Raw genomic sequence first — 19,168 nt, 5'->3', positions numbered from 1 at the left:
GGAAGGTCTTGGCACCTGGCATGACCACCGCACAGCTCAGCGACACCTTCTCCCTCGGCGGGGACCTGCCCGTCCACCGGCTCGGCTACGGCGCCATGCAGCTCCCCGGCCCGGGCGTGTGGGGCGAGCCGGCCGACCGCGACGGCGCACTGCGCGTCGTCCGCGCCGCCGTCGACCAGGGCGTCGACTTCATCGACACCGCCGACTCCTACGGCCCCTTCGTCAGCGAGCTGATCATCGCCGAGGCGCTGCACCCGTACCCCGAGGGCCTCGTCATCGCGACCAAGGCCGGCCTGACCCGCCAGGGCCCCGGCATCTGGACCCCGGTCGGGCGGCCCGCCTACCTCCGCCAGCAGGTCGAGCTCTCCCTGCGCCACCTCCGCCTCGAGCGGATCGACCTCATCCAGCTGCACCGCATCGACCCCGACGTCCCGCTGGCCGACCAGCTCGGCGTCTTCAAGGAGCTGCAGGAGGAGGGCAAGGTCCGGCACATCGGTGTCTCCGAGGTGTCGGTGGAGGAGCTCCGGGCGGCGCGCGAGATCGTCGAGATCGTCAGCGTGCAGAACCTCTACAACCTGACCAACCGGCAGTCGCAGGACGTCCTGGACCACGCCACCGCCGAGGGCATCGGCTTCATCCCGTGGTTCCCCATCGCCACCGGCGACCTCGCCGCCCCGGACAGCCCGGTCGCCGACATCGCCCGCGAGCTGGACGCGACGCCGTCCCAGGTCGCGCTGGCCTGGCTGCTGCAGAAGTCGCCGGTGGCGCTCCCCATCCCGGGCACGAAGTCCGTCGACCACCTCACCGAGAACCTCGGTGCGGCCCGGCTCACGCTCTCCGACGAGGACATGCAGCGCCTGGACGCCCTCGCCTGACGCCGCGAGATCTGCACAGTCGTCACGATCAGCTCCTGATGGCGACGACTGTGCAGATCTCGTCGAGGAGCGGGGGCGACCCGGCACCCGGGTGAACGTCGTTTCTGGTCTGGTCCACCATGTCCTCCATGGACGCCGAGGACCTCAAGCAGATCAAGAGCGCCGTGCGCCAGCTCGTGCACGACGTGGTCATCCCCCGCGAGGAGCAGATCGACCTCGAGGACCGTGTGCCGGACGAGATCCGCAAGGCCGCGGCCGAGATGGGGCTGTTCGGGTACAACCTCCCCGAGGAGTACGGCGGCCTCGCCGTCGACATGCGTGGGGACGTCGAGCTGTCCCTGGAGTTCGGGTACACGACCCCGGCGTTCCGCTCCATGTTCGGCACGAACAACGGCATCGCCGGCCAGGTCATCGCCCGGTGGGGGAGCGAGGAGCAGAAGCAGCGCTGGCTGCCGCGGCTGGCGGCCGGTGAGCTGATCGCCTCGTTCGCGCTCACCGAGGCCGAGGCCGGCTCCGACCCCGCCGGGCTGCGCACCAGCGCCCGCCGCGACGGCGACGGCTGGGTGATCAACGGCAACAAGCGGTACATCACCAACGCCCCGTGGGCCGATCTCTTCGTCGTCTTCGCGCGCAGCGACGCCGAGGCGACCGGGGGGCGCGGGATCTCGGCGTTCGTCGTGGACGCGAAGGCGCCCGGGGTCACCGTCGGCCCGAAGGACCGCAAGATGGGGCAGGCCGGGGCATGGACCTCGGAGATCTTCTTCGACGACGTCCGGGTGCCGGGCGACGCGCTGGTCGGCGAGGAGGGCCGCGCCTACTCGAAGGCGCTCACCGTGCTCTCCCGCGGCCGGCTGCACATCGCCGCCCTCTGCGTCGGCATGGCCCAGCGGGTGCTGGACGAGTCGGTCGCCTACGCCGCCACCGCCAAGCAGGGCGGTGCACCGATCGGCCGGTTCCAGCTGGTCCAGGGCCTGATCGCGGACATGTACACCGAGCTGGTCGCCGGGCGGGCGATGGTCCGCGAGGCCGCCGTCCGCTACGACAGCGGCGAGGACACCGCGATCGGCCCCTCGGCGGCGAAGCTGTACTGCAGCGAGATGGTCGGCCGCGCCACCGACCGCGCGGTGCAGGTGCACGGCGGCCTCGGCTATCTGCGCACCACGCCGGTCGAGCGGTTCTACCGGGACGCGCGCCTCTACCGGCTGTACGAGGGCACCAGCGAGGTGCAGCGCGTGATCATCGGCGGTGGGCTGCTGCGCGAGGCGGGCATGCCCCGCTCCTGACGGCAGTGCACCGGCCGGCCCCGCGCGGGGCCGGCCGGTGCACTCGCGGAGATCAGTTGATGCGCTCGCCGCAGGCCGGCGAGGCGCCCTCGACCGGCACGAACTCCTCGCCCTCCAGCGTCACGTAGTACTGGCACGACTGTGCCTGGTCGGCGACGGTGAAGTCGATCGGCTGTCCGTAGAGCCCGCTGGCGTCGAAGGTGTCGTCCTGGTTCAGGGCGTCGATGAACTCCTGCTGGGTGGCGTCGCAGCCGGCGACCTCGAGGCCGTGCAGCAGCAGGTCGGCGTTCAGCCAGCCCGAGGACATCGCGTAGCCGGGGATCCCGGACTCGACGCCCTCGTCGCGGACGGCGTTGGCCAGCCGCTCGGTCGCCTCGGTGCCCAGCGACACGGGGGCGTAGCCGATCGAGAAGCTCACGCCCTGCGCGGCCTCGATCGCCACCGGGTTGTCCAGCAGGTCGGCGCCGTAGCCGGTGGCGGCCAGGATCCCCTTCGTCTCGACGCCTTCCTGCTCCAGCCCCTGGACGACGGCGAGGGCGGTGTCGAAGGTGATCGGCAGGTAGACCCCATCGGTGCCGGAGTCCTTGATGCCGAGCACGATCGGGCCGACGTCGGTGCTGCCGAACTGCACGTTCGGGTTCAGGTAACCCACCTCGAGCCCGGCCGCCTCGGCCGAGTCGGCGGCCGACTGCAGCGCGGCCGCCGACGCCGGCACGGAGAAGGCGACCCCGCCGAACGTGGTGGCGCCGATGGTCTCGAAGAACTCGCCGGTGTTGGAGTACACCGCTTCCGGATCCGGGACGGGCTGGGCCGGGAACATGTTGTTGCCGACCTCGCGCCACTCCGGGCTCTGGTCGGTGACGTCACCGAGGACCGGGGTGCCCGCGCCCTGCGTGGTGACGAACTGGGTGGCGCCGAAGAAGTTGGAGCTGCTGGACAGGATCGCGTAGACCTCTTCCTGCTGGACCAGCCGCTGGGTCGCGGCGAGGGCTCCGGCCGGGTTGGAGGCGTCGTCGGCGTCGACGATCTCGAAGTCGTTGTCGGCGCACTCGCCGCCCTCCTCCTGGTACGCGGCGATGCGTGCCTCGACGCCGCTGCGCGCGGCCGGCCCGTAGGTCGCCGCCGCTGGTCCGCTGAGGGGGGTGATGACGCCGACCTTGATCGTCTGCGAGCCGCCGCTGCCACTGGCGGCGGCGGAGTCGTCACCGCCGCTCCCGGGGTCCTCGTCGTCGCTCCCGCAGGCGGCCATGGCGATCAGCAGCGCGCACGTGGCAGCCGTGGCCACGGTCTTCGTCGTCCTCATGTGCCGTCGTTCTCCTCGTCGTCGAGTGAAGCGGGCAGAGCAGGACCCGGGCGCGCGACGGGCCCACGAGGACCGCAGGGATCGACGCCGCCGGGATTCGAACAGGTGATTTAAAGCGGCGGGACTGTAGCAGAGATCACACTCGTCGCGGCAGCCGGATGACCTGAGGCAACGGGCCGGCTCCCCCGCCAGGGGGAGCCGGTCCGGCTCAGGTGTCGCGCTGGATCAGTTGAGCTTCTCGCCGCAGACCGCCGAGCCGTCTCCGGCGGGCACGAACTCCTCGCCTTCGAGGGTGACGAAGAACAGGCACGACTCGGGCTGGTCCTGGAGCGTGAAGTCGTACGTGTTCTGGAACAGGCCGCTGCCGTCGTACGTGTCGTCCTCGTTCAGCGCGGTCATGAACTCCTCCTGCGAGGCGTCGCAGCCGGCGAGCTCCAGGCCGTGCAGCAGGAGGTCGGCGTTGAACCAGCCGGAGGTCATCGCGTAGGACGGGATGCCGGTCTCCACGCCGGAGGCCTGCACCGCGGCCTTGAGCCGGTCGGTCGCCTCGGTGCCCGACGACACGGGGGCGTAACCGATCGAGAAGCTGACGCCCTGTGCGGCCTCGACCGCGGGCGCGGACGCCAGGAGGTCGTTGCCGTAGCCGGTGGCAGCCAGGATCCCGGCGGTCTCGACGCCGCTCTGCTCCAGCCCCTGCACGATGGACAGTGCGCCGTCGAAGGTGATCGGCAGGTAGAGGGCGTCGGTGCCGGAGTCCTCGATGCCCAGGACGATCGGGCCGACGTCGCTGCTGCCGATCGGGAAACTGTCGTTGACGTAGCCGGTGTCCAGTCCGGCTGCCGTGGCGGACTCGACAGCCGCGTTCAGGGCGCCCTGGGAGGCGGCGACCGGGAAGGCGACACCGCCGAACGTGGTGCCACCGAGGGACGCCATGTACTCGCCGACGATCGGGTAGACCGCCTCGGGGTCCGGGACGGGCTGGGCCGGGAACAGGTTGTTCCCCGGCTCGCGCCACCCCGGGCTCTGGTCGGAGGCGTCACCGATGAACACGGTGTCCGCGGCGCCCGTGGTGGCGAACTGCGCCACGCCGAAGAAGTTGGAGCTCGTCGACAGGACCGCGTACACGCCCTCCTGCTGCACCAGGCGCTGCGTCGCCGCCAGCGCGCCGGCCGGGGAGGAGGTGTCGTCGGCGTCGACGATCTCGAAGTCGTTGTCGGCGCACTGGCCGCCCTCGTCCTCGTAGGCCGCGATCCGCGCCTCGACGCCGCTGCGGGCGAGGTCCCCGTAGGTCGCGGCGGAAGGCCCGCTCAGGGGGGTGAGGACGCCGATCTTGATCGACTGCGAGCCGCCGCCCCCGCCCCCGCTGGTGGCAGCGGCGTCCCCGCCACCCTCCTCGTCGTCGTTCCCGCAGGCGGTCAGCGCCAGCAGAGCGCAGGTCGCGCCCACCGCAATCCGGGTCGTCGTCCTCATGTCCGGTCGTCTCCTCGTGGTCGAGTGGGGGAGGTGCATCGGGGGAGTGGGGCGCCGCACGCCGGGGGCGATGCCGACCGGGGCCAGGGAGCCGCCCGGCTGCGTGTCGCTGACGTGCGTTATCTGCATCACACGTCCTGATATGTGAAACGTAACGGCAGTCACATCTGACAGGCAAGGCCTCGGAGGCGGCCTGGGGTCACAGTCTTGTAACGACCGATCGGTCCAACTAGAGACAGATGGGCTCGCCGGTCGACAGCTGGCAGAACGAAGTTCTTGACCAGCAGAACTCTGTGCTGGAGCGTCGGGGCATGACGGATCGCCGAGTGCAGGAGACGGATGCCACGGACCCCGGGTGGGTTCCCGAGGGCGTGCTCAACTTCCGGGATCTGGGTGGTCTCCCGGTCGTCGGCGGCGGCCGGGTGCGGCGGGGCCGGCTGTTCCGCAGTGCGACGCCGCAGCTCATGACCGAGGGAGACCTCGAGTGGCTGCGCTCCCGCATCGGACTGCGCACGGTCATCGACCTGCGGTTCGCCAAGGAGTCCGCCGCCGAGGGCTGCGGACTCCTGGCCGACAGCGACATCGCCGTCGTCAACATCCCCTTCCGGGTCCCGAAGCCGGCCGACCTCTCCACGCCTGTCGCCGAGCAGGCCCCGGCGCAGATCTCCGAGGTGCTGGGCCCCTTCTACGTCGGCATGGTCGAGCTCAGTGCCGAGCGCATCGCCCGGGCGGTGCACCTGCTCGTGGACGACGGGATGCCGGCGCTCTTCCACTGCGCCGCCGGCAAGGACCGCACCGGGATCCTGGCGGCGCTGCTGCTGTCGACCGTGGGGGTCCCGGACGACGCCGTCGTGGCCGACTACGTGCGCACCAACGAGTCGCTGGACCGGATGATGGCGCAGTTGCGGTCGCTGGACTTCTACGCCGACCGGGTGCACCTGCAGGAGCCGCAGCGCAACACCGTCGACGGCGGGGTGATGCAGGGCTTCCTGGACGGTCTGCGCCGGACCCACGGCTCCCCGCGGGAGTACCTGCTGGGCGCCGGGGTGACCGAGGCCGAGCTCGCCGTCCTGCGCGACGACCTCGTCGAGCGCTGACCACGAGCAGGGCCCGGGGCGCCCGACGAGGGTGCCCCGGGCCCTGCGCGGTCAGACGGAGCTCGTGCGCTTGTCGTAGAGCCGGCGCCACTCGTGCTTGGACCGGATCGTGGTGTCGACGTCGGGGGACAGGGCGCGGAGGGCGCCGACCGTGGCGTCCTCCTTCGCGATGTGCGTGAACGGGTCCCAGCCGAAGAACCGGCAGGTGTTCTGCCAGAGGATCTTGTGCATCTCCTCGTCCGGCACGCCCGCGCCGCCCATCTCGGCGTGCGCCCACTCCGGGGCGTTGGGCCAGATCGCGTCGGAGTGGGGGTAGTCGCACTCCCACGCGATGATGTCGATCCCGATGTCGTGCCGGACCTTGAGCGCCGTCGGGTCGGTGACGTAGCAGGCGAGCGAGTGCTCGCGGAAGATGTCGCTGGGCAGCTTGCCGCCGAAGTCGTGGCCCAGCCAGCGCTGGTTGGTGTAGTGCCGGTCGCAGCGGTCGAGGTAGAACGGGATCCAGCCGATGCCGCCCTCGGAGAAGGCGACCTTCAGCTCCGGGTAGTTGTGGAACGCCCCACCCCAGAGCAGGTCCTGCGCCGCGAGCGACGACACCTGGTTGGACAGGATGATCATGTTGTCGATCGGGGCGTCGGGGGCCATCGTGATGGCGCCGAAGCCCTGGCCGATGTGCAGGCACATGACGACCTGCAGCTCCGAGGCGGCCTGGAAGAAGGGGCCCCAGTACTCCAGGTCGTGGTAGCTGGGCAGGCCCTGGACGTGCGGCAGCTCCGGCATCGTGACGGCCCGGACACCCTTGGCCGCGACCCGGCGGAGCTCCTCCACCATGGCCGGCTGGTCCCAGACCGGGATGATCGCCAGCGGGATCATCCGGCCCGGGTAGGCCGTGCACCACTCGTCGATGTGCCAGTCGTTGTAGGCCTTCAGCATCAGCAGCGACAGGTCCTTGTCTTCCGCCTGCTGGAAGTACCGCGCGCTGAACCCGGCGTAGGACGGGAAGCACATCGAGGCGAGGATCCCGTTGCGGTTCATGTCCCGGACGCGCTCGTGGATGTCGTAGGCACCGGGGCGCATCTCGGCGAACGTGGAGGGGTTCAGGCCCCACTCCTCGTTCGGCCAGCCGACGACGGCGTTGAGCCCCACCGAGCCCAGCGCGGTCCCCTGGAACCACCACTTCGCGAAGCCGTTCTCGTCGATGATGGACTTCGGGGCGAGGTCCATGTACTTCGCCGGCAGGTGGTTCCTGTACATGTCGGGCGGCTCGATCACGTGGTCGTCGATGCTGACCATCAGCATGTCCTCGACGTTCATGGGGTGCTCCTCCGTGGGGTTCCGGTGCCGGCCTCAGGGGTCGGCGGGGGCCCGGCCGTCGTCGGCGGCCGGGAGTCGAGTGGGCGGCAGCCTCCGGTGCAGCACGTGTACCGGGGCGGGGCGGGCTACGCCACCACGCCGTCGATCTTGAGCTGGAGGACGGCGGCCTCGTCGAGACCGAGCTCGTCGGCCAGGATCCGGTCGCCGTGCTCGTTGAAGCCCGGTGAGCGGCCGGGTGTGCGCTGCTCGAGGTCGAACTGGACGGGGGTGCTGACCAGGCTGAAGGGGATGCCCTGCTCGTTGCGCGTCTCCAGCAGGTAGCCGTTCTCCCGCACCATCGGGTCGTCGGCGATGTTGACCGTGTCCTGCGCCGGTGCCCACTGGCCCTTGAGGTCACGCAGCCGCAGCTTCCAGCTGTCGAAGGTGTCGCCGAGGAAGGCCGCGCGCAGCAGGTCGCGGGCCGCTCCCGAGTTCTCCTGCAGGCTCTCGTGGGAGGTGAATCGCGCGTCGGTCGTCCACTCCGGGTGGCCGAGGACCCGCGCCACCTCCGGCCAGTAGTGGAAGCCCTGGAGCATGCACAGCGAGATGAAGCGGCCGTCGGCGGTCCGGTAGTTGCCCACCAGCGGGTTGAGCGACGCCGCGGCCTCCGGGGGGGCCGCGGACTGCGGCACACCGGTCAGCTGCGACATCCCGATCGGTGAGCCGAGCCCCCACATGCCGGTGGCCAGCAGGGACACGTCGACGACGGTGGCCTCGCCGGTCCGCGCCCGGTGGAACAGCGCGGCGGAGATGCCGCCGGCGATGACCATGGCGCCGAGGGAGTCGCCGAACGCCGCACCCGGCGGGCCGGGCAGGTGGTCGGACCCGGACACCTGCATGGCCGTGGCGATGCCGGCGCGCACCCAGAACCCCAGCAGGTCGTAGCCGCCCAGGTCCTTGTCCGGCCCCAGCGGCCCGTACCCGGTACCGCGGGCGTAGACGATGTCCGGGTTGGCCGCGCGGATGTCGTCGACGTCGACCTTCAGCTTGCGGGCGACGGCGGGCAGCTTGTTGGTGAGGAACACGTCGGACGTCGCGGCGAGGGCGTAGAGGATCTCCCGCCCTCGATCGGTTGTCAGGTCCAGGCCCAGGCTCTGCTTCCCCCGGTTGGCGTGCTCCATGAACATGTGGACGCCACCGCTGCCGACGTCCAGGCCACCGACGTTGCCCAGGCCCCGTTGCGCATCGCCCCGCTGGACGTGCTCGATCTTGATGACGGTGGCACCCCAGTCCGCGAGGATGCCCGCCGCGAGCGGGGTGAACGTGTGCTCGGCGACCTCCAGGATCCGCACCCCGGACATGACGGCGGTCATCGGACCACCCGCCCGGCTCGTCCTCGGCTGCGCACGCCCATGGACCCTCCCTCGTCTCCCGCGCACCGCCGCGCGTCGACCGACAGCTTGCCAGAATACTGTTCTGTGTGGGCAGAATCCTGACTCGAGGCCCAACGGAGGGCCGCGGGAGGGGCGGTCATGACCGAGCAGCGTCGAGGTCGACGGATCGCGTTGTCACCCGAGGAGCGGGACCGCTACCTGCGGGAACAGCGGACGTGCCGGGTCGCGACGGTGGGCCCGGACGGCCGGCCGCACGTCTCCGCGCTCTGGTTCGTCTGGGACGGGTCCGCCCTGTGGCTGAACTCCCTCACCAACAGCCAGCGGTGGGCCAACCTCGTGCGCTCGCCCGCCGTCAGCGTGCTCGTGGACTCGGGGCACGAGTTCCTGGAGCTCGCGGGCGTCGAGCTGATCGGGGACGTCGAGGTCGTCGGCGACGTGCCGCGGACCGACGCCCCGCACCCGGAGCTGGAGACGCCGGAGCGGCTGTTCAGCGACAAGTACGCCGGCGGCCGGGGCTTCTCCTACGACGGCCGGCACGCGTGGCTGCGCCTCGTCCCCGAGAAGGTCCTCAGCTGGGACTTCTCGAAGATCCCGGTCCCCGCCGGCTCCTGACCGGCGGCGCACCCCATCCCCCCACCGATCCACGGAGGTACCCCATGCCAGGACGTCTGGAAGGCAAGGTCGCGCTGATCACCGGCGCGGCCCGTGGCCAGGGCCGCAGTCACGCGGTCCGCCTCGCGCAGGAGGGCGCCGACATCATCGCCGTCGACATCTGCGCCGACATCGAGTCCAACCTGTACCCGCTGTCGCGGCCGGAGGACCTCGCCGAGACCGCGCGGCAGGTCGAGGCGCTGGACCGGCGCATCGTGACCCGCCAGGCCGACGTCCGCGAGCGGGCGCAGCTGCGCGAGGCCGTCGAGGCCGGGGTCGCCGAGCTGGGTGGCCTGGACATCGTCGCGGCCAACGCCGGGATCATGCCGATGCGCAAGGGCGACGCCGCGGACGCGATGGACTTCGTGGACGCCTCCGACGTCGACCTGCTCGGTGTCATGAACGCCGTCGCGGCGGCGATCCCGCACCTGCGCGACCGCGGCTCGATCGTCGTCACCGGCTCCACCGCGGGGATGCTCAAGGGCGCCGCGGACAACCCGGAGTTCGGGCCCGGCGGCGCCGGCTACAGCTGGGCCAAGCGCACGCTCATCTCCTACGTCGAGCAGATGTGCCTGCACCTGGCGCCCCGCTTCATCCGGGTCAATGCCATCCACCCGACCAACGTCAACACGCACCTGCTGCACAACGACGAGCTGTACAAGGTCTTCCGGCCCGACCTGGAGAAGCCGGAGCTGGACGACGTGAAGCCCGCCTTCGTCGCCTGGCAGGCCATGCCGATCCCGTGGGTGGAGCCGGTGGACATCTCCAACCTCGTCCTCTTCCTGGCCAGCGAGGAGTCCCGGTACATCACCGGTCAGCAGATCCGCGTGGACGCGGGCTCGCTCATCAAGCACGCCGCAGCGGTGGGCTAGGGATGCGGGCGGTCCGCGGGCAGGAGGGCGCGCCGGTCCTCGTCGAGGTCGACGAGCCGCCGGGGCACGCGGGTGAGGTCATCACCATGCGGGCGGCCGGCATCTGCGCCTCCGACCTGGGGTACCTGGCGGCCGGCACGACCCGCGTGCTCGGTCACGAGCTGGCCGGCGTCCGGGCGGACGGCACGCCGGTCATGGTCGAGGGCATGTTCGGCTGCGGGGAGTGCGGCTACTGCCGCGAGGGCCGCAACAACCTCTGCGCGATGTCCACGCAGCGGGCGCTGGGCATCCTGCAGGACGGCGGGATGGTCGAGCGGTACCAGGTGCCCGCCCACAAGCTGATCCCGCTGCCCCGTGGGCTCGACGTCGCCAGCGCCTCCCTGGCGGAGCCGGCGTCGGTGTCGTGGCACGGCGCGCGGATGGGCGGCGCGGGCCCCGGCGCGCGGGTCGTCGTCATCGGCGGGGGCAGCGTCGGTCAGCTCGCCGCCGCGGCCGCCACCGCGCAGGGTGCCGCGCACGTCGCCCTCGTGGCCCGACACCCGCACCAGCATGCGGCGCGGGAGCGGCTGGGCTTCGCCGAGCCCGACGGCGACCTCTACGACGTGGTCATCGAGGCCGCCGGCTCGGCCAGCGCGCTGCAGAGCGCCGTCGACCGGGTCCGGCCGGGCGGGAAGATCGCCGTCCTCGGCGTCCACTACGGCGGGCTCGACGTGCCCTACACCTCCATGCTGCGCAAGGAGGTGACGTTGGTGGCCTCGCTGGGCTACTCGTCGTTCGAGGGCCGGCGGGAGATGCAGCAGGCGGCGGAGATGCTCGCCGCCAGGCCGGAGATCGCCGACACCCTGATCACCCACCGGTTCCCGATGGAGGACGCCGCCGAGGCGTTCCGGGTCGCGGCGGACCGGACCGTGGGCGGGATCAAGGTCGTCCTCGACATCGGCCCGGCCTGACCGGCGTGGTCTGATGGCCGCCGCAACCCACCTGATCGACGGAGGACGACCGATGCCCCCCATCGACCTCGAGGCCCGGGTCGAGCCGGGGACGCTCGAGATCTTCCCCCTCCTGCCGCGCTGGGACTTCACCAGCATCGACACGATCCGGCGCACCTACGCGGCAGCCGCGGCGCCGCCCGCGCCGGCGGACCCGCGGGTCACGCGCACCGACGCCGTGGTCCCGGGGGTGGACGGGCGGCCCGACGTCCGGGTGCGCTGGTACCGCCCGGCGCAGGGTGAGGGCCCGCTGCCCTGCCTGGTCTGGCTGCACGGTGGTGGCTACATCATGGGCAACCTCGACGAGAACGACGGCCGGCTGGAGCGGATGGTGGTCGACCTGGGCTGCGCCGTCGTCTCGGTGGACTGGCGACTCGCCCCCGAGCACCCCTACCCGGCCGGGCTGGACGACGCGGAGACGGTGTGGAGCCGCGTGGTCGAGGACGCGACCCCGCTCGGACTGGACCCCGCGCGGCTGGTCGTGGGCGGGGCCAGCGCCGGCGCCGGTCTGGCCGCCGCCCTGTGCCTGCGGCTGCGGGACGTCGGCCGGCCGCAGCCGGCCCTGCAGTTGCTCGTCTACCCGATGCTGGACGACCGGGAGCGGACGGCGTCGATCCGGGCGATCGAGGACCCGGGCCACCCCGGGTTGTGGAGCATCCGCGCCCAGCGGCTGGCCTGGGCGGCCTACCTGGGCCCGCTGGCCGGCGGGGACGTCCCGCCGACGGCGGCCCCGGCGCGCGCGGAAGACCTGCGCGGGCTCGCGCCGGCCTTCGTGGGGGTGGGGGACGTCGACGCGTACCTCGACGAGGACGTCGACTACGCCGTCCGGCTGTCCGGGGCGGGGGTGCCGACCGAGCTGCACGTCTACCCGGGGGTCATCCACGGCGGGTTCGGTGCGCCGCCGCGCACCCCCCGGACGGCGCAGTTCCTGCGCGACATCCACGAGGCCCTCCGCACGGCCTTCGCCCCCCGGGAGGGGTGAGGGCCGGTCGCGCGGGGCCGGGCCGGAGCGGGTCACGCCGTACCCTGCCGGTGTGCCTCCGGCCCAGGAACGAACCCCGCAGTCGGGGACCCAGACGCTCGCGCGCGGGCTCAACGCGCTGCTGGCCGTCGTGGAGTCCCCGACCGGCATGACCGTGCAGGAGCTCGCGCGGGTGCTGGACGTGCACCGGTCGATCGCCTACCGGATCCTGCAGACGCTCGCCGACTACGGCTTCGTGCACGCCGGCCGCGACGGCCGCTACCACGGCGGCGCCCGCCTCGCGGCGCTGTCGCACTCCTACCTGCCGGGCCTGCGCGCCACGGCGCTCCCGGTCATGCAGGAGCTCGCCGACCGGGTGGGGGCGTCCGTGGCGCTCTTCGTCGTCGAGGGCGAATCGGCCGTGGCCGTCGAGATGGCCGTGCCGATCTCCGCCGGGCACCACATCGCCTTCCGGCAGGGCGAGCGGGCTCCGCTCGACCGCGGGGCGGCGGCCTACGCGCTGCGCTCCGCACTACCGCCGAGCCCGGACGACCCCGAGCCCGTGCGCAAGGTGCGCGAGGCCGGCTTCGCCTACAGCCAGAGCGAGGTCGAAGCCGGCGCGCACGCGGTCGCGGCGCCGATCCACGGAGTGCACCCGCGGGCCTGCCTGGCGCTGATCACGCACGTCGAGCAGCGGGCCCACGACGCCACGGCGAGCGTCGTCAAGGCCGCCGACTCGCTCAGCGCGGCGGTGACCTGACCACTCCGCCCCGCGGGACGGAGGAGGCGGATCAGGCCCTCGCCGCCACCAGGTCGAGGGCGATGTCGGTGATCATGTCCTCCTGGCCGCCGACCAGCTTCCGCTTGCCGCACTCGAGCAGGATCGAGCGCACGTCGAGCTCGTAGTCCGCCGCCGCCACCTCCGCGTGCCGCAGGAAGCTCGAGTACACACCGGCGTAGCCGAGCGTCAGCGTCTCGCGGTCGACGCGCACCGGCCGGTCCTGGAGCGGCCGGACGATGTCGTCGGCGGCGTCCTGCAGCGCGAAGACGTCGCACCGGTGGTCGAAGCCGTAGATGTCGGCGACGGCGACGAAGGCCTCGATCGGGCAGTTCCCCGCGCCCGCGCCGTGCCCGGCCAGCGAGGCGTCGACCCGGTACACGCCGTTCTCCACCGCGACCACGGAGTTGGCCACCGACAGGGACAGGTTCTCGTGGGCGTGGATGCCGATCTCCGTGCCGGCGTCGAGCACGTCGCGGTAGGCGCGCACCCGCTCGGCCACGCCGGTCAGCGTCAGCCGGCCGCCGGAGTCGGTGACGTAGACGCAGTGCGCGCCGTAGGACTCCATGAGCTTCGCCTGCCGGGCCAGCTCCTCCGCCGGGGCCATGTGGCTCATCATCAGGAAGCCGGAGACGTCCATCCCGATCTCACGCGCGGTGGAGATGTGCTGGGCGGAGACGTCGGCCTCGGTGCAGTGGGTGGCGATCCGCACCGACCGGACGCCGCGGCTGTAGGCGTGCTTGAGCTCCTCGACGGTGCCCACGCCCGGCAGCAGCAGGGTGGTCAGGCGGGCCCGCTGGAGGACGTCGGCGGCGGCCTCGATCCACTCCCAGTCGGTGTGCGAGCCCGGGCCGTAGTTCAGCGACCCGCCGGCCAGGCCGTCGCCGTGCGCGACCTCGATGGCATCCACCCCGGCGGCGTCGAGCGCGGTGACGATGCGCCTGACGTCGTCCGGGGTGATCCGGTGCCGGATGGCGTGCATGCCGTCCCGGAGGGTGACGTCCTGGACGAAGATGGGCGTGCCCGTGCCGTCGCTCATCGCGCGTTCTCCTTCGCGGCCGCGATCCGCTCGGCGACCTGCAGGCCGGCCGAGGTCATGATGTCGAGGTTCCCGGCGTAGGCCGGCAGGTAGTGCGCGGCTCCCTCGACCTCGAGGAAGACCGACACCCGGTGGGTGGGCCGGGTCGTCGTCCCCTCGGGGAGGAGGGTGTGCACCGGCTGGTCGTCGGGGATCGCGGTGATCTGCACCTGCTGCTTGAGCCGGTAGCCGGGGACGTAGGCGGCGACGTCGCCGACCATCTTCTCCACCGACGCCCGGATCTCGTCGTGCAGCGCCTCGTCGGGCGCCTCGACCAGGCAGAAGACCGTGTCGCGCATGATCAGCGGCGGCTCGGCGGGGTTCAGGATGATGATCGCCTTGCCGCGCCGGGCGCCGCCGACGCTGACGATCGCCTGCGAGGTCGTCTCGGTGAACTCGTCGATGTTGGCGCGCGTACCGGGGCCGGCGGACCTCGACGCGATCGAGGCGACGATCTCGGCGTAGGGCGTGGGGGCGATCCGGGAGATCGCGGCGACGATCGGGATGGTCGCCTGGCCGCCGCAGGTGACCATGTTGAGGTTCTCGGCGTCGAGGTGCTCGTCGAGGTTGACCGCGGGCACGACGTAGGGGCCCAGCGCGGCGGGGGTGAGGTCGATCAGCCGCTTGCCGTACGGCGCCAGGGCGGCCGCGTTGGCCTTGTGCGCCGAGGCCGAGGTGGCGTCGAAGACGATCTCGATCTCGTCGAAGCCGGGCATGGCGATGAGGCCCTCGACGCCCTCGTGCGTCGTCGGCACCTTCATGCGGGCGGCGCGGCGCAGGCCGTCGGAGTCCGCGTCGATCCCGACCATCGCGCCCATCTCCAGGCCGGTGGAGCCGCGCAGGACCTTGATCATCAGGTCGGTGCCGATGTTGCCCGACCCGATGATGGCGACCTTCGTCTTCTTCGCTGTCATGGCTGGTCCTCCCGGACGCTGAACTGGGCGGTGACGGAGCCGAGGCCGCTGATCGCGGCGGTGACGGTGGCGCCCGGGGGGATCGGGCGCATGGGGCCGAGGGCCCCGGACAGCACGACCTGGCCGGCGCGCAGCGGCTCGCCGAAGGTGCGGGCCTGGTGGGCGAGCCAGGCGACGGCGACCAGCGGGTCGCCGAGACAGGCGGCACCGGTGCCGGTCGAGACCTCCTCGCCGTCGATGCTCATCGACATGGTCACGTCGACCGGCTCCAGCTCGGCGAGGGTGCGGCGCTGGTCGCCCAGCACGTAGACCCCGGACGACGCGTTGTCGGCGACGGTGTCGGCGAAGGAGATGTCCCAGTCGGTGATCCGGCTGTCGACGATCTCCAGCGCCGCCACGGCGTACGCGACGGCGGCGCGGACCTGGGCGGCGTCCAGCGGGCCGTCGGCGAGGTCCGCCCCCAGGACGAAGGCGACCTCCGCCTCGGCCTTCGGCTGGATCAGCCGGGAGAGGGGGATGACCGCACCCTCCTCGTAGGCCATGTCCTCGAAGAGCACGCCGAAGTCGGGCTGGTCGACCCCCAGCTGCCGCTGCACGGCCTCCGAGGTCGCGCCGATCTTGCGGCCGACGACGCGGGCGCCACGCGCGACCTTCGCCGCGTTCAGCCCCTGCTGCACCGCGTAGGCGGCGGCGACATCGTCCCGGCCGATGAGGTCGCGGACCGGGGCGCAGGCGACGCCGGAGAAGTGCGCCGTGACGAGCCGGTCGACGGCGGCCGTCAGGGACTCCGGGGCGACGGTGGTGGTGGGCGCGGCGACGGGTCCACCGGGGACCTGGTACTGGCTGGTGCTCATGCTCCGCTCCCGGACGACGACGTGGCGCCGCTCACCCTCCTCGCGCGGGGGTGCCGGGGCCCAGCGCTGCGTCTCGCTGAGCGATACGGTCCCGGCCGTGAGGCGTGCCGGTGGGTGAGGAAGCGGACCGCAACACCGTCCTGGGCAAGGCGGTGACGATCCTGCGCGCCTTCACCCCCGACGACCGGACGGTGGCGCTCGCCGAGCTGGTGCGTCGCACCGGCCTGCACAAGGCCACGGTGCACCGGCTGGTCGGCGAGCTCGTGACCAACCGCCTGCTCGACCGGGTGGAGGGCGGCTACCGGCTCAGCGGCGGGCTCTTCGAGCTCGGGATGCTCGCGTCGGTGGAGCGCAGCCTGCTCGAGCTGGCGATGCCCTTCCTGCAGGACCTGTACGAGCGCACCCACGAGACGGTGCACCTGGGGGTCCGGGAGAGCGCTGAGGTCGTCTACGTCGCCAAGATCGGCGGCCACCGCCAGGCTGCCGTCCCGTCCCGGACCGGCGGGCGCATGCCGGTCCACTGCACGGCCCTGGGCAAGGTGCTGCTGGCCCACGCCGACCCGGAGCTGCGCCGGAGCGTGCTGTCCGGTCCGCTGGAGCGGCGCACGCCCCGCACGGTCGTGGCGGCCGGCATCCTGGCCCGGCAACTGGCGGAGGTGCTCGAGGCCGGGGTCGCGTTCGAGCACGAGGAGTCCGCCGTCGGGATCACCTGCGTCGCCGCGCCGGTGCTGGTCGGCGGGACGGAGGCGGTGGCCGCGGTGAGCGTCACCGGCCCGACCACGCGGCTGCGTCCCGAGCTGCACGTCGCCGCTGTCCGCGCGGCCGCCGCGGGGCTGGCGAGCACCATCGCCCGCGGGCGCCTCCTGCCCGGCGCGGCTCCCTGATCGGTCTGCTGTCACGTCCTGCTCAGCGCAGGCGGTCGGCCACCTCCCGGGCCGCGGCGGCGACGGCCGGCCCGGCCCCGCGCGCCCGCTCGGCCAGGTGGGTCACCACCGTGAGGCAGGCGCGTGGCACGGTGCCCGGGACGACCGCGGCGACCTCGTGCACGCCGTTCCCGTCCGCGCCCGCGCCGGCGGCCCATCCCAGCTCCCGCGCCTGCTGCACCCCGACGGGTTCGCCGTCCCGGGGGGCGTCGGCCGACCGCAGGGCGTCGGCCGTGGGTCCGGCGTCCAGCGGGGTGCGCCGTCCCTGCCGCAGCGCGAGGTGCGGTCCGGGGGTGGTCGGCCGGACCAGGTCGACGGCGACCGCCGAGTCGCCCTGGACGACGACGAGCACCACCGACGCGCCGAGCCGGTCGCAGAGCCGGCGCATCGGGGGGAGCGCGGCCGCCCGCAGGCCGGAGGAGCCGCCGGCCCCCATGGTCGCGAGCCGGGAGCCGGGCCGGTATGTGCGCTCGTCGTCGGTGCGGACGAGTCCGACGTCGAGCAGGGTCTGCACCACCCGGTAGGCGATGGACCGGTGGACGCCGAGGACGGCGGCCAGTTGCTGCACGGTCATCCCGTCCGGTGCCGCGGCCACCGCGATGAGCGCGTCGAGGCCCCGCGCCAGCGTCCGGTTGCCGAAGGTCCGCGCCGGAGCGGAGGTGTCCGGCCGGGGTTCCGGGAGGGGCCGGGGCGGCTCCGGCGTTCCTTGACCCTCCATCGAGCCGATGTTACGTTCCGGCTCAGATAATTCAACCTCAGTTGTAACTATCGAACGAGGTGGCATGACGCATCGGGACGTGGTGATCGTCGGAGCCGGCCCCGTCGGTCTGATGACGGCGAACCTGCTCGGCGGCTACGGGATCAGCGTCCTGCTGGTCGAGGACCGGCCCGAGATCATCGACTACCCCCGCGGCGTGGGCATGGACGACGAGTGCCTGCGCACGTTCCAGACCGCGGGGCTGGTCGACCGCGTGCTGCCGCACACCGTGCCGAACCAGCGGCTCATCTTCCTCAACGGGGACAAGAAGGTCCTGGCGGAGATCGCGCCGCGCACCGACGAGTACGGCTGGCCCCGGCGCAACGGGTTCGTCCAGCCGCTCGCCGACCAGGTGTCGCTCGAGGGCCTCGACCGCTACCCGCACGTCGAGGTGCTGTGGAGCACCCGGATGACCGGCCTGCGCCAGGACGACGCCGGCGTGACGCTCACCCTGGAGGGTGCGCACGCCGGTGAGGTGACCGCGTCCTACGTCGTCGGTGCCGACGGCGGCCGCAGTGCCACCCGCACCGCGCTCGGCATCGGCTTCGAGGGCAGGACGTCGAGCACCCGCTGGCTCGTCATCGACCTGCGCAACGACCCGCTGGGCCAGCCCGGGGCGATCGTCGGCGCCGACCCGCGCCGTCCCTACGCCTCGATCAGCATCCCGCACGGGATCCGCCGCTTCGAGTTCATGCTCTTCGACGGGGAGACCGAGGAGATGGTCGAGCAGCCCGGCTTCATCGCCGAACTGCTGGACGGCTTCGTGCCCGATCCCGAGCGGGTCGACATCGTGCGCCGGCGGGTCTACACCCACCACTCGCGCATCGTCTCCGACTTCCGCGCCGGGCGGGTGCTGCTGGCCGGCGACGCGGCACACCTCATGCCGGTCTGGCAGGGCCAGGGCTACAACAGCGGCATCCGCGACGCGAGCAACCTGGCGTGGAAGCTCGCCGCCGTCCTCCAGGGCCGCTGCGACGCCTCGCTGCTCGCCAGCTACGACGCCGAGCGGCACGGCCACGCCCGCTCGATGATCGACCTGTCGACGCTCGTCGGACGGGTCATCTCGCCCACGAACACGCTGGTCGCCCGCGCTCGGGACGTCTTCTTCCGCGGCATCACCGCGATCCCCTCGGCCAAGCGCTATCTGGTGGAGATGCGCTTCAAGCCGATGCCGACCTTCACCGCCGGGGCGCTCAGCTTCGCCGAGTCGGTCGCCCAGCCCTCCCCGGTCGGCCGGCTGTTCCCCCAGCCGCGGGTCGACACCCGCGAGCGCGCCGACGTCCTCCTGGACGACGTCCTGGGGCCGTGGTTCGCGCTGCTGGTCTGGAACAACGACCCGCGGGCGCTGCTCGACGACGACGCGCTGGACCGGTTCCGGCGCCTCGGCGGGCGCCTGGTCGCGCTGCGCCCGGCCTGCCAGCTCTCCTGGCCCGACCAGGACGCCGACGACGTGACCGTGGTCGGCGACCGCACCGGGCGGCTCAAGGAGTGGTTCGACACCCGCCCCGACACCGTGGTGCTCGTCCGGCCCGACCGGGTGGTCGCGGGCGCGTCCCCGGCGCAGCGGGCCTCGGCCATGGTGCGGGCGGTCAGCGACGCGATCGGGCTGGCGCCGGCCCTCCCCGCCGCCGGGGCCGTCCTGCCGGCCGACTCGCTCGAGGCCGTCGAGGCCTGAC

18 protein-coding genes are annotated in these 19,168 nt (G+C 72.6%); 10 read left to right on the top strand and 8 right to left on the bottom strand.

Annotated elements, in window-relative coordinates:
- Window positions 1-20 precede the first annotated feature (20 nt).
- Together N555_RS0110330 and N555_RS0110320 are read left to right on the top strand one after the other, a co-directional pair.
- Window positions 21-875 (top strand): aldo/keto reductase, encoded by an 855-nt coding sequence (locus N555_RS0110330; protein WP_029431413.1) that lies wholly within the window; start codon window positions 21-23, stop codon window positions 873-875.
- Window positions 876-1,003: 128 nt separating this feature from the next.
- Complete coding sequence (locus N555_RS0110320; protein ID WP_029431412.1) at window positions 1,004-2,158, top strand: acyl-CoA dehydrogenase family protein; 1,155 nt, start codon at window positions 1,004-1,006, stop codon at window positions 2,156-2,158.
- Between the two features lie 52 nt (window positions 2,159-2,210).
- Here the strand turns inward: N555_RS0110320 and N555_RS0110315 are convergent, their stop codons facing one another.
- Both N555_RS0110315 and N555_RS0110310 read right to left on the bottom strand, forming a co-directional pair.
- The gene (locus N555_RS0110315; RefSeq protein WP_051683938.1) at window positions 2,211-3,461 is read right to left on the bottom strand and encodes an ABC transporter substrate-binding protein; all 1,251 of its coding nucleotides are present in this window, start codon (window positions 3,459-3,461) and stop codon (window positions 2,211-2,213) included.
- 225 nt (window positions 3,462-3,686) lie between these two features.
- Complete coding sequence (locus N555_RS0110310; protein WP_197028964.1) at window positions 3,687-4,931, bottom strand: ABC transporter substrate-binding protein; 1,245 nt, start codon at window positions 4,929-4,931, stop codon at window positions 3,687-3,689.
- Between the two features lie 311 nt (window positions 4,932-5,242).
- On the opposite strand from N555_RS0110310, the gene N555_RS0110305 reads away from it, so the two are divergent.
- A complete protein-coding gene (locus N555_RS0110305) occupies window positions 5,243-6,028 on the top strand; it encodes a tyrosine-protein phosphatase (RefSeq protein ID WP_197028963.1) in 786 nt (261 codons plus the stop codon).
- A gap of 51 nt (window positions 6,029-6,079) precedes the next feature.
- Here the strand turns inward: N555_RS0110305 and N555_RS0110300 are convergent, their stop codons facing one another.
- Together N555_RS0110300 and N555_RS0110295 are read right to left on the bottom strand one after the other, a co-directional pair.
- A complete protein-coding gene (locus N555_RS0110300; RefSeq protein ID WP_029431408.1) occupies window positions 6,080-7,342 on the bottom strand; it encodes an amidohydrolase family protein in 1,263 nt (420 codons plus the stop codon).
- 125 nt (window positions 7,343-7,467) lie between these two features.
- Window positions 7,468-8,694 carry a CaiB/BaiF CoA transferase family protein gene (locus tag N555_RS0110295; protein WP_029431407.1) on the bottom strand — a complete coding sequence of 409 codons (1,227 nt, stop codon included), beginning with the start codon at window positions 8,692-8,694 and terminating at the stop codon, window positions 7,468-7,470.
- Between the two features lie 159 nt (window positions 8,695-8,853).
- Between N555_RS0110295 and N555_RS0110290 the strand changes: the two genes are divergently transcribed.
- From N555_RS0110290 to N555_RS0110270, 5 genes are read left to right on the top strand one after another with little or no spacing between them, the layout of a single operon-like run.
- Complete coding sequence (locus N555_RS0110290; RefSeq protein ID WP_029431406.1) at window positions 8,854-9,327, top strand: pyridoxamine 5'-phosphate oxidase family protein; 474 nt, start codon at window positions 8,854-8,856, stop codon at window positions 9,325-9,327.
- A 44-nt stretch (window positions 9,328-9,371) separates the two neighbouring features.
- Window positions 9,372-10,238 carry a mycofactocin-coupled SDR family oxidoreductase gene (locus N555_RS0110285; RefSeq protein WP_029431405.1) on the top strand — a complete coding sequence of 289 codons (867 nt, stop codon included), beginning with the start codon at window positions 9,372-9,374 and terminating at the stop codon, window positions 10,236-10,238.
- A 2-nt stretch (window positions 10,239-10,240) separates the two neighbouring features.
- A complete protein-coding gene (locus tag N555_RS0110280; RefSeq protein WP_029431404.1) occupies window positions 10,241-11,188 on the top strand; it encodes a zinc-dependent alcohol dehydrogenase in 948 nt (315 codons plus the stop codon).
- Between the two features lie 52 nt (window positions 11,189-11,240).
- Window positions 11,241-12,209, top strand: coding sequence for an alpha/beta hydrolase (locus N555_RS0110275; protein ID WP_029431403.1), 969 nt, complete (start codon window positions 11,241-11,243; stop codon window positions 12,207-12,209).
- A 52-nt stretch (window positions 12,210-12,261) separates the two neighbouring features.
- Window positions 12,262-12,948 carry an IclR family transcriptional regulator gene (locus tag N555_RS0110270; protein WP_029431402.1) on the top strand — a complete coding sequence of 229 codons (687 nt, stop codon included), beginning with the start codon at window positions 12,262-12,264 and terminating at the stop codon, window positions 12,946-12,948.
- Window positions 12,949-12,979: 31 nt separating this feature from the next.
- Here the strand turns inward: N555_RS0110270 and dmpG are convergent, their stop codons facing one another.
- Genes dmpG through N555_RS0110255 form a run of 3 tightly spaced genes read right to left on the bottom strand, consistent with a single transcriptional unit; the run spans window position 12,980 to window position 15,812 of the window.
- Entirely contained in the window at window positions 12,980-14,005 is a 1,026-nt protein-coding gene (dmpG, locus tag N555_RS0110265; protein ID WP_029431401.1) for a 4-hydroxy-2-oxovalerate aldolase, read from the bottom strand.
- Entirely contained in the window at window positions 14,002-14,958 is a 957-nt protein-coding gene (locus N555_RS0110260; RefSeq protein ID WP_029431400.1) for an acetaldehyde dehydrogenase (acetylating), read from the bottom strand. The genes dmpG and N555_RS0110260 overlap by 4 nt, the downstream gene beginning before the upstream one ends.
- Complete coding sequence (locus N555_RS0110255; protein ID WP_029431399.1) at window positions 14,955-15,812, bottom strand: 2-keto-4-pentenoate hydratase; 858 nt, start codon at window positions 15,810-15,812, stop codon at window positions 14,955-14,957. The genes N555_RS0110260 and N555_RS0110255 overlap by 4 nt, the downstream gene beginning before the upstream one ends.
- Window positions 15,813-15,922: 110 nt before the next feature.
- Between N555_RS0110255 and N555_RS0110250 the strand changes: the two genes are divergently transcribed.
- Window positions 15,923-16,696 (top strand): IclR family transcriptional regulator, encoded by a 774-nt coding sequence (locus N555_RS0110250; RefSeq protein WP_029431398.1) that lies wholly within the window; start codon window positions 15,923-15,925, stop codon window positions 16,694-16,696.
- 22 nt (window positions 16,697-16,718) lie between these two features.
- Here N555_RS0110250 and N555_RS0110245 read toward each other — a convergent pair whose 3' ends face one another.
- Window positions 16,719-17,453, bottom strand: coding sequence for a helix-turn-helix domain-containing protein (locus N555_RS0110245; protein WP_029431397.1), 735 nt, complete (start codon window positions 17,451-17,453; stop codon window positions 16,719-16,721).
- Window positions 17,454-17,517: 64 nt separating this feature from the next.
- On the opposite strand from N555_RS0110245, the gene N555_RS0110240 reads away from it, so the two are divergent.
- Window positions 17,518-19,167 carry a bifunctional 3-(3-hydroxy-phenyl)propionate/3-hydroxycinnamic acid hydroxylase gene (locus N555_RS0110240; RefSeq protein WP_051683935.1) on the top strand — a complete coding sequence of 550 codons (1,650 nt, stop codon included), beginning with the start codon at window positions 17,518-17,520 and terminating at the stop codon, window positions 19,165-19,167.
- Window position 19,168: the final 1 nt, after the last annotated feature.

Source organism: Blastococcus sp. URHD0036 (genome assembly GCF_000701365.1).
GTDB lineage: Bacteria > Actinomycetota > Actinomycetes > Mycobacteriales > Geodermatophilaceae > Trujillonella.
The sequence above is the reverse complement of the archived record's forward strand: the minus strand, read 5'-3'. Positions and strand labels throughout refer to the sequence as shown.